This window comes from Streptomyces flavofungini, from assembly GCF_041028215.1.
GTDB lineage: Bacteria > Actinomycetota > Actinomycetes > Streptomycetales > Streptomycetaceae > Streptomyces > Streptomyces flavofungini_B.
Genome location: NZ_JASKYR010000203.1, coordinates 1 through 12,630 on the forward strand (window position 1 = coordinate 1; position 12,630 = coordinate 12,630).

The window sequence follows — 12,630 nt, forward strand, 5'->3', positions numbered from 1 at the left end:
GGGCGGGGCCGACCGTAGTTACGGACGCGGCGGCTCAGAGAGGCAGGCGGGCGGTGATGCGCTTGCCGACCGATTCGCGCTGGACGCTGAGGTGATCGGTGATCCGCATGACGATCTCCAGGCCGTGCTGGCCGATCCGGCCGGGATCGGACTCGCGCGCCGCGGGAACGGTGGGGTCGCTGTCCCACACCGCCACCTCCACGGTCCCGTCGTCTATGCGCAGATCCATCAGGACCGGTCCTGGCGCGTACTTGAGCGCGTTGGTGACCAGTTCGCTGACCACGAGCTGGGTCAGGTCCTGGGCGCGGGCGGAGACGGACACCTCGTGGCCGGTACGGGCCTGGTCCAGGAAGGAGGTGGCGAAGTGGCGGGCCTCGGCGATGCACCCGTCGTCACCGGCCAGGGCGCGACTGGCCCGGAGCCGGGCACCCTGCCCGGCACGGCTCTTGTCGTCGGTCCCGACTCCCATGTGCAACCCCGTTCCCCGCTGGTCCTCCGATCTGCGCGTACCCGCCGAACACTCACCTATGCACGATGTGTTTTTAGGCATAGCCGGTGGATTACGCCGGGCCGGGCAGGTGGGGCACAATCGTCCGCACAAGACGAGCCAGTACACACGTTCGGGGAGACGGTGACCAGCATCCAGGGGATGGGGCGGCCCGCGCGGCTGTCCATCGAAGAGCGCACCGCGGACGGCGTCCGCGTCGTCACGGTGAGCGGTGAGATCGACCACGACACGATGGGCCCCGTCCAGGAGGCCCTGCTGCCGCCCGGCGCCGAGGCGCCGCAACGCGTGGTGGCGGACCTCAGCGCCGTGACCTTCATGGACTCCAGCGGGATCAACCTCTTCCTCGCCGCTCACCAGCAGGTCAGCGAAGACGGCGGCTGGCTGCGCGTCGCAGGGGTCCAGAGCGCCGTCCAGCGCGTGATCGATCTGGTCGGCCTGAACCTGGTCATCGACTGCCGCCCGACCGTCGAGCAGGCCCTGGCGGACTGAGGCGGTCCCGCGAGCCGACAGCCGGGCAGAAAATTCTTCCGGCGGCGATGTCGAGAACCGAGGACCGGCTCCGTCCCCGGTGTGCACGCGACCACAATGGGCGCATCAGCACCGAGGAGACGACCATGGCCAAGTACCTGTTGCTCAAGCACTACCGCGGCGCCCCGGCCCCGGCCAACGACGTGCCCATGGACCAGTGGACGCCGGAGGAGATCTCGGCCCACATGCAGTACATGCGTGACTTCGCCGAGCGGCTCGTGGGGACCGGCGAGTACGTCGACGGCCAGGCGCTGGCCCCCGAGGGCACCTTCGTGCGGTACGACGGCGAGGGCCGGCCGCCGGTCACCGACGGCCCCTTCGCCGAGACCAAGGACCTCATCGCCGGCTGGATGGTGATCGACGTCGACAGCTACGACCGCGCCCTCGAACTGGCCGGGGAACTGTCGGCGGCGCCCGGCGCGGGCGGCAAGCCGATCCACGAGTGGCTCGAACTGCGCCCGTTCATGGCCGAGCACTGCGCCGACCCGGAGTGACCTCACCGATGGACGAGCCGCTGCTGCGGAGCCTCACTCCGAGCGTGCTCGGCATCCTCGTCCGCCGCGGAGCCGACTTCGCGGCGGCCGAGGACGCCGTACAGGACGCACTCGTCGAGGCCGTCCGGGTCTGGCCCGCCGAGCTGCCCAGGGATCCCAAGGGCTGGCTGGTCACGGTGGCCTGGCGCCGCTTCCTCGACGCCACCCGCGCCGACGCCGCCCGGCGCCGCCGCGAGGACCGGGCCGACGAGGAGCCGCCGCCGGGACCCGCCTCCGCGGTGGACGACACCCTGCGGCTCTACTTCCTGTGCGCCCACCCCTCGCTCACCCCGTCCTCCGCCGTCGCGCTCACCCTGCGCGCCGTCGGCGGGCTCACCACCCGCCAGATCGCCCAGGCCTACCTGGTGCCCGAGGCCACCATGGCCCAGCGCATCAGCCGCGCCAAGCGCACCGTCTCCGGTGTGCGCCTGGACCGGGCGGGCGACGTCGCCACCGTGCTCCGCGTCCTCTACCTGGTCTTCAACGAGGGCTACTCCGGCGATATCGACCTCGCCGCCGAGGCCATCCGCCTCACCCGGCAGCTCGCGGCCGCCATCGACCACCCCGAGGTGGCGGGGCTGCTCGCCCTGATGCTGATCCACCACGCCCGGCGGGCCGCGAGGACCGCCCCCGACGGCGGCCTCGTGCCGCTCGCCGAGCAGGACCGCGGCCGGTGGGACACCGACTCGATCGCCGAGGGCATCGGAATCCTTCAGACCGCCCTGGCCCGCGACCGGCTCGGCGAGTTCCAGGCACAGGCCGCCATCGCGGCCCTGCACGCCGACGSGCCMGCCGGGCGTGGTGGATCGCCGCGCTGTCKTCCTCAGCGGCAACGCCTGACGACCGCCCTCGACGCCCTCAGGCGATCGACCAGGCGATGCCGTCGAGGATGTCGTGCTCGCTCACCACGACCTCCTCGGCGCCGATGCGGTCCATGATCGACAGGAGTACCAGAGCGCCCGAGGCGATCACGTCGACCCGGCCCGGGTGCATCGCCGGGATCGCGGCACGCTCGGCGTGGGTGGCGGTCATCAGGCGCTCGGTGATGGCGCGGACCTGCGCGTAGGGGAGCCGGGCGTGGTGGATCGCCGCGCTGTCGTACTCCTTCAGGCCGAGCGCGATCGCGGCGACCGTGGTCACCGAGCCCGCGAGGCCGACCAGGGTGCGGGCCTCCCTGAGCGGCACCGTGCGCTCGACGAGGTCGAGGGCCGCCCCGATGTCCGCGCGGACGGCGTCGAACTGCTCGGGGGCGGGCGGATCGGCGACGACGCCGTCCCGTACGAGGTGCCGCTCGGTCATCCGGACGCAGCCGATGTCGACCGAGCGGGCCGCGCGGACCGAGTCGGTGCCGACGACGAACTCCGTCGAGCCGCCGCCGATGTCCACCACCAGGTACGGCGTGGCGAGGTCGGCGCGGCCGGTCAGTTCCTTGGTGGCGCCGGTGAAGGAGAACTCCGCCTCCTGGTCGCCGCTGATCACCTCGGGCTCGACGCCGAGGATGTCCCGCACGCCCCGCACGAAGTCGTCGCGGTTCTCGGCGTCGCGGGAGGCGGAGGTCGCCACGAAGCGGACGCGCTCGGCGCCGTGCCGCTCGATGATCTCCGCGTACTCGCGGCAGGCCGCGAAGGTGCGCTCCAGGGCCTCCGGCGCGAGACGTCCGGTCCTGTCCACGCCCTGGCCGAGCCGGACGATGGTCATCCGGCGGTCCAGGTCGATGAGCTTCCCGGTCTCCGGGTCGGCGTCGGCGACGAGCAGCCTGATGGAGTTGGTGCCGCAGTCGATGGCGGCGACGCGGGTCACTCGGCGTCCCCGGTCGCGTCCCCGGTCGCGCACGGCGTGACGCAGGGGCCCTTGGCCCACCACTCGGGCAGCATCGCGAGCGCCTCGTCGCCCAGCGGGTTCACACCGGGGCCCGCCGCGAGGGAGTGGCCGACCAGGACGTGCAGGCACTTCACGCGGTCCGGCATGCCGCCCGCGCTGGGGAAGCCCTCAAGGACCTCGATGGCGTCGCGCCGCGCGATGTAGTCCTCGTGCGCCTTGCGGTAGGCGGCGGCGAGCTCGGGGTCCGTCTTGAGCCGCTCCGACATCTCCTTCATGACGCCGTTGGCCTCAAGGGTGCCGATCGCGGACGCGGCCCGCGGGCAGGTGAGGTAGTACGTCGTCGGGAAGGGTGTGCCGTCCGGGAGGCGCGGCGCCGTCTCGACGACGTCCGGCTGTCCGCAGGGGCAGCGGTGCGCGATGGCCCGCAGGCCGCGCGGCGGGCGGCCGAGCTGCTGCTTGAAGGCCTCGACGTCGGCGTCGGTGGGCTCGGTGCGCGGGGTGGTCGGCGGGGGCGTTTCCATGCCTGTCTTTCCATCAGAGCCGGTCGGCGGCGCGACCGGCGTGGTCAGTCGTCGGGACGGTCGGCCTTGTCGACGCCGTCCCAGACGTTCGAGTACCAGGGGCGCGCTGCCGCCCCCTGGTCCGCGCGCCGGCTCCTGGCCGCCGCGGGGTCAATCACCGTGAAGCCGGTCTCGCCGGGCATCACGTAGTGCAGGCGGTCCCGGATGCGCTGCTCCGCGTAGGCGTCGTCCTGCCAGCGGGCCTTCTCGTCGCGGAGCTTCTCCACGTCGGCCCGGTGCTCGGCCTGCTGCCTGCGCAGATCGTCGATCTCGGCGCGCTGCGACACGTACTGCCGCATGGGGTAGGCGAGCGCCACCACCAGCGAGCAGAGCACGAGCGCGAGGAGCGCGGCCCGGCCGGTGAGCCGGGAGCGGCGGGCCTGGCGCTTGGTCTGGGAGCGGTAGACGCGCTCGGCGGTCTGCTCGCCGAGCAGCCGTAGCCGGGTAGCCGTGGAGAACCGGTCCTTCGTCCCGGCCTTGCCCATGGTTCCGCCTCCCCGAAACAGCGCGTGAACGTGACTACGTCCCCGCACACGGTACGGGACCGGGTGCGGGGACGTAGGTAACCGGGCTTTACGCCTGCGGCACGGGTCAGCCCTTGTAGCGCGGGAAGGCGCTGCGGCCCGCGTACACGGCGGCGTCGTCGAGGATCTCCTCGATGCGCAGGAGCTGGTTGTACTTCGCGACACGCTCGGAGCGGGCCGGGGCGCCGGTCTTGATCTGGCCGCAGTTGGTGGCGACGGCCAGGTCGGCGATGGTGACGTCCTCGGTCTCACCGGAGCGGTGGGACATCATGCACTTGAAGCCGTTGCGCTGGGCCATCTCGACGGCGTCCAGCGTCTCGGTCAGCGAGCCGATCTGGTTGACCTTGACGAGCAGGGCGTTGGCCGAGTTCTCCTCGATGCCGCGGGCCAGGCGCTCGGGGTTGGTGACGAACAGGTCGTCGCCGACGAGCTGCACCTTGTCGCCGAGCTTCTCGGTGATGGTGTTCCAGCCCGCCCAGTCGTCCTCGAACAGCGGGTCCTCGATGGAGACCAGCGGGTAGGAGGCGACGAGCTCCGCGTAGTACTCGGTCATCTCGGCGGCCGAGCGGCTCTTGCCCTCGAACTCGTACGAGCCGTCCTTGTAGAACTCGGACGCGGCGACGTCGAGGGCGAGCGCGATCTGCTCGCCGGGGACGTAACCGGCCTCCTTGATGGCCTCAAGGATGAGGTCGAGGGCGGCGCGGTTGGAGTCGAGGTTCGGGGCGAAGCCGCCCTCGTCGCCGAGGCCGGTGGCCAGGCCCTTGCTCTTCAGGACCTTCTTCAGCGTGTGGTAGACCTCGGTGCCCCAGCGCAGGGCCTCGGAGAAGGACTCCGCGCCGATCGGGGCGATCATGAATTCCTGGATGTCGACGTTGGAGTCGGCGTGCGACCCGCCGTTCAGGATGTTCATCATCGGGACGGGCAGCAGGTGCGCGTTCGGGCCGCCGAGGTAGCGGAACAGCGGCAGGTCGCTGGCCTCGGACGCGGCGTGCGCGACGGCGAGCGAGACGCCGAGGATGGCGTTGGCGCCGAGCGAGCCCTTGTTGTCGGTGGCGTCCAGGTCGAACATGGCCTGGTCGATCAGGCGCTGCTCGGTGGCGTCGTAGCCGACGAGCTCCGGGCCGATCTGCTCGATGACGGCGAGGACGGCCTTCTCGACACCCTTGCCCTGGTAACGGTTGGGGTCACCGTCGCGGAGTTCGATGGCCTCGAAGGCACCGGTGGAGGCACCGGACGGAACGGCGGCACGACCGGTGCTGCCGTCGTCGAGGCCGACCTCGACCTCGACCGTGGGGTTGCCTCGGGAGTCCAGGATTTCCCGGGCTACGACGACGTCGATGGACGGCACGAGCATCTCCTTCTGGGAGTGTGACGCGAATACGCGATGACGCAGGCCGCTTCGGCCCTGCGTCTCCTGAGCCTAACGGGCCCGGAGCCTTCGGCCAGCCGACCGCCCGTCCCCTGGGACGGCACAAGGCCCATATGGCGCGGAAACCGGGCGTAAGGCCACTTTCTCTACTCGCTAGTAGCGAACAGGAGCGGCGAGCGGGAGGGTCCGGACGCGGCTCCGCCCCGGTGCGTACGGGGGATACGCGCACCGGGGCGGGAAGCCCGTGGGGACGGCCGTGCGTCCGCCGAGGCACGGCCGTCGCCGGGCGGGTCAGCTCAGGTGGAGCTGCTGGCCCGGGAAGATGAAGTCGGCGTTGTCGATGATGTCGCCGTTGAGCTTGTAGACCTTCTGCCAGCCGCCCTTGACCTCGTGCGACTCGGCGATCTTCGACAGGGTGTCGCCCGTCTTGACCTTGTACTCGCCGTCGCCCTTCTTGACCGTCTTGCCGGTCGGGGTCTCGACGGTCTTCTTGGACTCGGTCTGCGGCTTGGGCTGCGGCTTCGGCGCGGCCTGCTGCTGCGGGGCGGCCTGCTGCTGCGTCTGCTGCGGCTGCGGCTTGCTCTCCTGCTTCGGGGCCTGCTGCTGGGGCTGCTGCTGCGAGCCGCCGCCGCCCGAGGCGTTGGAGAGGCCGACACCACAGCTCGGCCAGGCGCCCTTGCCCTGACCCGCGAGGACCTTCTCGCCGATCTCTATCTGCTGGGCCTTGGAGGCCTTGTCGGCGGTGGCGGCGTACTTGGTGCCGCCGTACGCGGCCCAGGTGGAGGGCGAGAACTGAAGACCGCCCTGGTAGCCGTTGCCGGTGTTGATGGACCAGTTGCCGCCGGACTCGCACTGGGCGACGGCGTCCCACTCGGAGGTGGTGGCGGCGGAGGCCGATCCGGCGGCCATCAGCGGGGCGGCCACGGCGGCACCGGTGACACCGGCGAGCGTGACGACGCGGGTGGCCTTGGACGGACGGCGGTGCTTGCCCTTGCTGGAAAACAGCATGAGTTGATCCCCTCACCGACGCCTGCGAGGTGAGCTGTCGGGTTCGGGCCGATGTGGTTGCCCGGCCGCACTCCTTCGAGTGCGGCTTCACCCCTAGCCGCGTGACGCGGCGCTTACCTTGGGTCCCCCGCTCCTGCCTACGGCGCTCAAAGCGACGACTGTTCCCGTCCGGCCGTTGGCAGGATTCGGCGTACCGACCGGCGGGGCCCACCAGTGGCGAGCGGTCACGACCGTAGACAGGAGGCCACCGGAATTTCAAAGACGATCAGGGCTTCTGAGACCCATCTCTCACTCGCGCCAAAACGGGCATAGGGCGCGAAGCGCCCGTCCGACGCATCGTCAACTACCGCTACTTTTCGCCCAAATCGAGGCTCTGACCGGGGAGGATGAGGTCCGGGTCGGCCCCGACGGTCTTCTTGTTCTCGGAGTAGAGCGAGGTCCAACCGCCGTCGATGCCGTGGTCGTCGGCGATCGCCGAGAGGTTGTCGCCGGAGCGGACCGTGTACGTCCCGTCGGCCGGCTTCTCGGCCCGCGCGTCGCCGCGCGAGGCGTGCCGCCCCGTACGGTCGCCCGTGGCCTCCCCGGCGTCCGTGCCGCTCTCGTCGGCGCTGCCGCCGCGGTGGCGGCCGGTGGACGCGGCGGAGTCCTCGTCCTCGCCCGCGGGCGAAGTGGCCCCGTCGTCGCCGGACTTGTCCGCGTCCTCCGCACCGCCCTTCTCCGCCGGGTCGGCCCCGACGGTCTTCTTGTTCTCGGAGTAGAGCGAGGTCCAACCGCCGTCGATGCCGTGGTCGTCGGCGATCGCCGAGAGGTTGTCGCCGGAGCGGACCGTGTACGTCCCGTCGGCCGGCTTCTCGGCCCGCGCGTCGCCGCGCGAGGCGTGCCGCCCCGTACGGTCGCCCGTGGCCTCCCCGGCGTCCGTGCCGCTCTCGTCGGCGCTGCCGCCGCGGTGGCGGCCGGTGGACGCGGCGGAGTCCTCGTCCTCGCCCGCGGGCGAAGTGGCCCCGTCGTCGCCGGACTTGTCCGCGTCCTCCGCACCGCCCTTCTCCGCCGGGTCGGCCTCGTCGCCCTTCTTGCCGGACTTGTCGTGATCCTTCTCTCGTCCGGAATCCGAGCCGGAGCCCGGCGTGTCGCTCGCGTCGCCGGACGAATCCGTGCTGTCCGCGGCGTCGTCCGAGGACTTGTCCGCGCTCCCTGACGCCTCGTCGGCCGCCTCGCCCTTCCCTGAGCCCTTTGCGTCCTTAGCGTCCTTGCCGGACTCCTTCGCGTCGTCGGAGTCCTTGGACCCCGACGTGCCCGAGCCGGTGGAGCCGGTGGAGCCGGTGGACTCCGAAGGGTCGGGGACGATCGGGTTGCCCGGGTCCACGTCGGCCGCGGGGGCGTCGTCCGTGAGACCGGCGATCGGGGCGCAGCTCGGCCAGGCGTCGGTGCCCTGGGCGTTCAGGACGCGCTCCGCCACGGCTATCTGCTGGGACTTGGACGCCTCGTCGGCGCTGGGCGCGTAGGTGAGGCCGCCGTTGGCCTCCCAGGTCTCCTGGGAGAGCTGGAGACCGCCGTAGTAACCGTTGCCGGGGTTGGCGCTCCACGCGCCGCCGCTCTCGCACTCGGCGAGCTTGTCCCACGTCGCCGTGGGGGCGGCGCTCGCGCTGGTCGCCCCGAGGAGCGGGATGGCGATGGCGGATCCGGTGACTCCTGCCGCGACGATGAGGGCCGGGGCCTGGCGGGGGCGTCGGTGACGACCATTGCCGGAGAGCATGCGGTTGCCTTTCGGGAGACTTGTGCGGCGACCGGGCAGCGGGGTGCCCGAGTCGACGTGAACGTAGCCGCAGTCGAACGCCTGTCACAAGTCGATGCAGCGGAGATCACGTGAAAGTCACAATCGTGACACCCCGTCAGTCGGAGGCCGCTCCCTGTGCGGATGTGAACGCCACCGGCAGCGTCCGCAGCCCGCGCATGATCAGTCCGCCACGCCACCGCAAATCCGCTGGATCGGCCGCCAGTTGCAGGTCGGGCAGGCGCCGGAGCAGCGTCGCGAGGGCCGTTCTGCCCTCCAGGCGGGCGAGCGGGGCGCCCAGGCAGTAGTGGATGCCGTGGCCGTATCCGAGGTGCTGGTTGTCGACGCGCGAGAGGTCCAGGGTGTCGGGGCGCGCGAACCGCTCGGGGTCGCGGTCGGCGGCGGCGAGCACGACGAGGACCGGGTCGCCCGCCGCGACGCGCTGCCCGCCGATGGTGAGCGCCTCGGTGGCGAACCGCCAGGTGGCGAGCTCCACGGGCCCGTCGAAGCGGAGGAGTTCCTCGACGCCGGTCTCCAGGAGCCCGGTGTCGCCGTCGGCCAGCGCCCGCTGGAGGCGCTCGCGCTGCTCGGGGTGGGTCAGGAGCGCGTACACGCCGTTGCCGATGAGGTTGACGGTGGTCTCGAACCCGGCGAAGAGCAGGATGAAGGCCATGGCGGCGGCCTCGTTCTCCGTGAGGTGCTCGCCGTGGTCGGAGGCGCGGATCAGGCCGGAGATGAGGTCGTCACCGGGTTCGAGGCGCTTGCGGTGGATCAGCTCGGCGAGGTAGCCGCGCATCTTCTTCACCGAGCGGGCCACGCCGCCCCGGGGCCCTCCCCCGTGGCGGATCATCATGCCCGCCCAGTCGCGGAAGTCGTCCTGGTCCTCGCGCGGGACGCCGAGCAGGTCGCAGATGGCGTAGATGGGGAGCGGGAAGGCGAACTCGTGGATGAGGTCGGCCGCGCCCTTCGCCGCGAACCGGTCGATGAGGTCGTCGGTCAGCTCCTGCACCCGGGGGGCGAACTCCGCGACGCGGCGCGGAGTGAACGCCTTCGCGACGAGCCGCCGGAGCCGGGTGTGGTCCGGCGGGTCGATGTTGAGCAGATGGGTCATCAGCTCGGCCTTGCGCTCGCCCGGAATGCCGGTCTTGCCCTTGGCGTGCGCGGGCTCGTCGTGGTGGGCGGGGTTCTTGCTGAGCCGCTGGTCGGCCAGGGCCTGGCGGGCGTCGGCGTACCGCGTGACCAGCCAGGCCTCGACACCGCTCGGCAGCGTGGTCCTGTGCACGGGCGAGTTCTCCCGCAGCCACGCGTACGCGGCGTAGGGGTCGCTGGCGAACTCCCAGGTGAAGAGCTCGGGGACCGGGGCGCCTGCGGGGGCGTCCGAGGGAACGTCCGACGGGGTCTGCGGGATCTCCGGGGTCTGCGGGGCGGMGGCGGCGCTCGGCCCGCTCATCGGCGCTCCGCCTCCGCCGCGCGCGCCGCCTCCGCCGCGCGGACCGCGTCGCGGTAGTCCCGTGCCGCCGCCCGCAGCGCCGACTCCGGGTCGATGCCCTCGGCCTCCGCGCGCAGGGCGAGCGCGAGCAGTTCATGGGCGACGCCCTCCCCCGGCGGGACCTCGACCGCCAGGCCCGCCGTCCGCGCCCGCGAGGCCAGCTTCGCCGCGAGCGCCAGGCTCGGCTGGCCCAGCGGGACGCCCTCGGTGACCGAGGTGCGCCGCTTCTCCTCGGCCTTGGTGCGCTGCCAGTGCGCCTTGACCTCCTCCGGGGTCTGCGCGGTGTCGTCGCCGAAGACGTGCGGGTGGCGGTGGATGAGCTTGTCGACGATGCCGCCCGCGACGTCGTCGATGGAGAAGGGCGCCTCGTCGTCCTCCTCGGCGATACGGGCGTGGAAGACCACCTGGAGCAGGTTGTCGCCGAGCTCCTCGCACAGCTCCGCCCTGTCCCCCGCCTCGATCGCCTCGACCAGTTCGTACGCCTCCTCCAGGGCGTACGTCACCAGGCCCTCGTGCGTCTGCCGCGAGGACCAGGGGCACTCCTCGCGGATGCGGTCCATCACCTGGACGAGGTCGAGCAGGCGCGCGCCCGGCAGGTCGTACGAGGCGGGGAGCAGCTCCAGGTCCGGCATGGCGACGCGGCCCGATCCGGCGAGGCGGGCCAGGCCGTCGGTGAGCGGGCTCTCGCCCTCGGCCGTGGCGACGACCAGGACCGTACGGCCGCCCGCGCAGGCGTCGACCAGCTCCTCTGCGGTCGGCGAGGCGTGGGTGACGCGCACGCCCGCCTCGCGCAGATACGGGAGCTGCGGGTGCTCCGCGTCGGCGCAGAACACCTCGTCGGCGCCGTGCAGGGCCTGCCAGGCGGGCCAGGAGAGCAGGCCGGGCACGACGCGGTGGCTGGTGGTCAGGAGGATGACGCGGCCGACGGCGGCGCCGGCCGCGGGCATGGTTCCGGTGTCGTTCACGCCTCGAACGTAACCCGGCGGGGCGGGCCCTCGGACACCGCCGCCGGACCGGGGCCCCGCCGCTACGCCTCCTGGTCGGCCCCGGCGCCGGTGCCGGTCACCTCGCGGACCCACGGGGTCCTGCTGTCGGCGCGCTTGTTCTTCTGGACGTCCCAGGTGCCATAGCGCGGGTTCAGGTCGATGTCGAGCTTCTTGGAGGACGCGGAGAGCGCCTTCCAGAAGAGCGCCTGGCCCTCCGGCGCGTTCATGTCCGCGCCCAGCCTCTTGGCGAGCTTCTGCGCCTCGATCTCCGTGCGCAGGCTGTCGTCGAGGCGGGCGGGGGCCACGCTGTACTGCTGGAGCCAGCCCTGCTCCAGCTCCTTCGCGCCGCCCGCCTGCTGCTCAAGGCCCGCGCGCATGGTCTGGATGTCGCGGCGGGTGACGCTCACCCCGGCGTCGGCCGCGGCGCGGTGCAGCACCTTGTCGAGGACCATCGTGTGCAGGGTGGCGCGGGTCAGGCCGCCGGACTTGGCGATGGCCTGGGAGTACTGCGCGTCGTCGGGGATGGCGGCCCGCTGCGCGTCGCGCACTTCGTTCACCCGGCTCTCCAGCTGCGCGACCGTGATGCGGTCGCCGCCGACGACGGCGGCGGCGCCGGGATGCGCCTCGCTGCCGCAGGCGGTCAGGAGGGGGGCCGCGACGAGCGCGGCGGTGGAGAGGACGAGCGCGGTGCGACGGCTGTTGCGGCGGTGCAAGGTGGCCTCCCTGCTACGAGTTTGTGCGTCGGTGCACAAAGTCCGGCAGTGATCGATGGTAGGCAGTGGCCGTCTTCCCGGCCAGCGGTTCGACAGCTATTCGACCAACGATTCGCCGGGGTCCCGGGTACTCAAGGTCACCCGCGCCGCCCGCCCCGATGTCACCCGCGCACTTGTCCGAGCCACTGGAGCGTCCGCCGGATCTCCTGCGGGAAGGGGTGGCCAGGACCGTGCGTCAGCTCCGCGTCGTGCAGCAGCCGCGCGAGCGTGTCGTGGGCGGCGGCCCGGTCGCCGAGGGCGAGCAGCAGGTGGCCGACCCTGCGGCGGATCTCCAGGGCCTGGCGGCGGTCGTCCGTCGCGTACTGGTTCTCGTAGTGGGGGAGCAGCGCGCGGTACTCGGCGAGCGCGGCGGCCGGTTCGCCGAGCTGTTCGAGGCACTGGGCGGCGTCGTAGCGGAACTGGAGGGAGACCGGGTCGGCCTGGCCGGACTCGGCGGCCCGCTCGTCGGCGAGGCGCCGCAGCTCGGGCAGGGCGCGCCGGTACTGGCCGTCGTCCATGAGGGTGGCCGCGTACTGCTTGCGCAGGGTGCGCACGACGGGCGAGTGCTCGCCGTGCTTCGCGGCGGCGGCGGGCAGGATCGCGCCGAGGATGTCCACGGCCTGGGTGATGCGGCCCTCGCCGAGGAGCCGTTTGACGTCGTCTACGGCGCGGGCGACGTCCTGCGGCGGCGGCGAACCCGGTGGCCGCGCGGGCATGTCGGGCGTGGCCGCGGGTGTCGCCGCGCGGTCCGGCCAGGGGGCGTGCGGGCGCAGGAAGGGGC

General features: G+C 72.3%; 13 protein-coding genes, 1 pseudogene and 1 riboswitch. Of the genes and pseudogenes, 3 read left to right on the forward strand and 11 right to left on the reverse strand.

Annotated elements, in window-relative coordinates:
• Positions 1 to 34 precede the first annotated feature (34 nt).
• A complete protein-coding gene (locus AB8Z36_RS16265; RefSeq protein ID WP_369214025.1) occupies positions 35 to 469 on the reverse strand; it encodes an ATP-binding protein in 435 nt (144 codons plus the stop codon).
• A gap of 162 nt (positions 470 to 631) precedes the next feature.
• On the opposite strand from AB8Z36_RS16265, the gene AB8Z36_RS16270 reads away from it, so the two are divergent.
• The 3 genes from AB8Z36_RS16270 to AB8Z36_RS16280 all read left to right on the forward strand — a co-directional run bounded on the left by AB8Z36_RS16270 (position 632) and on the right by AB8Z36_RS16280 (position 2,507).
• Complete coding sequence (locus AB8Z36_RS16270) at positions 632 to 997, forward strand: STAS domain-containing protein (protein WP_369214026.1); 366 nt, start codon at positions 632 to 634, stop codon at positions 995 to 997.
• A 125-nt stretch (positions 998 to 1,122) separates the two neighbouring features.
• Positions 1,123 to 1,530, forward strand: a complete 408-nt coding sequence (locus tag AB8Z36_RS16275; RefSeq protein ID WP_369214027.1) for a YciI family protein — start codon at positions 1,123 to 1,125, stop codon at positions 1,528 to 1,530.
• A gap of 8 nt (positions 1,531 to 1,538) precedes the next feature.
• Entirely contained in the window at positions 1,539 to 2,507 is a 969-nt protein-coding gene (locus AB8Z36_RS16280; protein WP_369214028.1) for an RNA polymerase sigma factor, read from the forward strand.
• On the opposite strand, the gene AB8Z36_RS16285 is transcribed toward AB8Z36_RS16280, so the two are convergent.
• From AB8Z36_RS16285 to AB8Z36_RS16330, 10 genes and pseudogenes are all read right to left on the reverse strand, one after another.
• Positions 2,428 to 3,369, reverse strand: a complete 942-nt coding sequence (locus AB8Z36_RS16285; RefSeq protein WP_369214029.1) for a Ppx/GppA phosphatase family protein — start codon at positions 3,367 to 3,369, stop codon at positions 2,428 to 2,430. The genes AB8Z36_RS16280 and AB8Z36_RS16285 overlap by 80 nt on opposite strands.
• The gene (locus tag AB8Z36_RS16290; RefSeq protein ID WP_369214030.1) at positions 3,366 to 3,911 is read right to left on the reverse strand and encodes a DUF501 domain-containing protein; all 546 of its coding nucleotides are present in this window, start codon (positions 3,909 to 3,911) and stop codon (positions 3,366 to 3,368) included. Before AB8Z36_RS16290 ends, AB8Z36_RS16285 begins: the two co-directional genes overlap by 4 nt.
• A gap of 44 nt (positions 3,912 to 3,955) precedes the next feature.
• A complete protein-coding gene (locus AB8Z36_RS16295) occupies positions 3,956 to 4,435 on the reverse strand; it encodes an FtsB family cell division protein (RefSeq protein WP_369214031.1) in 480 nt (159 codons plus the stop codon).
• Positions 4,436 to 4,541: 106 nt separating this feature from the next.
• Positions 4,542 to 5,822, reverse strand: a complete 1,281-nt coding sequence (gene eno, locus AB8Z36_RS16300; protein WP_369214032.1) for a phosphopyruvate hydratase — start codon at positions 5,820 to 5,822, stop codon at positions 4,542 to 4,544.
• Between the two features lie 312 nt (positions 5,823 to 6,134).
• Positions 6,135 to 6,851, reverse strand: coding sequence for a transglycosylase family protein (locus tag AB8Z36_RS16305; RefSeq protein ID WP_369214033.1), 717 nt, complete (start codon positions 6,849 to 6,851; stop codon positions 6,135 to 6,137).
• A gap of 4 nt (positions 6,852 to 6,855) precedes the next feature.
• Positions 6,856 to 7,006: riboswitch (cyclic di-AMP (ydaO/yuaA leader) on the reverse strand.
• A 194-nt stretch (positions 7,007 to 7,200) separates the two neighbouring features.
• Positions 7,201 to 8,604 carry a transglycosylase family protein gene (locus tag AB8Z36_RS16310; RefSeq protein WP_369214034.1) on the reverse strand — a complete coding sequence of 468 codons (1,404 nt, stop codon included), beginning with the start codon at positions 8,602 to 8,604 and terminating at the stop codon, positions 7,201 to 7,203.
• A 136-nt stretch (positions 8,605 to 8,740) separates the two neighbouring features.
• On the reverse strand, positions 8,741 to 10,072 hold the full coding sequence (locus AB8Z36_RS16315) for a cytochrome P450 family protein (RefSeq protein ID WP_369214035.1): 1,332 nt from the start codon (positions 10,070 to 10,072) through the stop codon (positions 8,741 to 8,743).
• Positions 10,069 to 11,058 carry a nucleoside triphosphate pyrophosphohydrolase gene (locus tag AB8Z36_RS16320; protein WP_369214037.1) on the reverse strand — a complete coding sequence of 330 codons (990 nt, stop codon included), beginning with the start codon at positions 11,056 to 11,058 and terminating at the stop codon, positions 10,069 to 10,071. The genes AB8Z36_RS16315 and AB8Z36_RS16320 overlap by 4 nt, the downstream gene beginning before the upstream one ends.
• 80 nt (positions 11,059 to 11,138) lie before the next feature.
• Positions 11,139 to 11,810 carry a SurA N-terminal domain-containing protein gene (locus AB8Z36_RS16325; RefSeq protein WP_369214036.1) on the reverse strand — a complete coding sequence of 224 codons (672 nt, stop codon included), beginning with the start codon at positions 11,808 to 11,810 and terminating at the stop codon, positions 11,139 to 11,141.
• A 161-nt stretch (positions 11,811 to 11,971) separates the two neighbouring features.
• A pseudogene (locus AB8Z36_RS16330) lies at positions 11,972 to 12,630 on the reverse strand (serine/threonine protein kinase); the annotation flags it as partial.